The sequence below is a fragment of the Xanthomonas sp. XNM01 genome, from assembly GCF_014851915.1.
In the GTDB taxonomy this organism is placed as follows: Bacteria; Pseudomonadota; Gammaproteobacteria; order Xanthomonadales; family Xanthomonadaceae; genus Pseudoxanthomonas.
Window position 1 is genome coordinate 1 of the sequence record NZ_JACVAP010000029.1, and the last position, 210, is coordinate 210.

Sequence of the window (210 nt, forward strand, 5' to 3'; positions counted from 1 at the left end):
ACAGCGGCAGGCCGCGCACGAGGTTGATCGTGGCCGTGCGCTGCGCCTTGAGTTGCTCACGCACGCGATGCAGCGCCTGCAGCCCCTGTTGGCGCGGCGTCTTGACCGGCACCTCGCTGATCTGCGGACAGCGGGCAGCCTCCACCAGCCCGGCGGCATCGGCACGGTCGGTTTTGTTCCCGCGGACATAAGGCCGCACGTCGCGCGGCG

General features: G+C 71.0%; 1 protein-coding gene. It reads right to left on the minus strand.

What is annotated here, in order from left to right; genetic code table 11:
- Positions 1-210, minus strand: a 210-nt coding sequence (locus tag IB242_RS20320) for a transposase (protein ID WP_192283781.1), incomplete at both ends; no start/stop codon positions are given.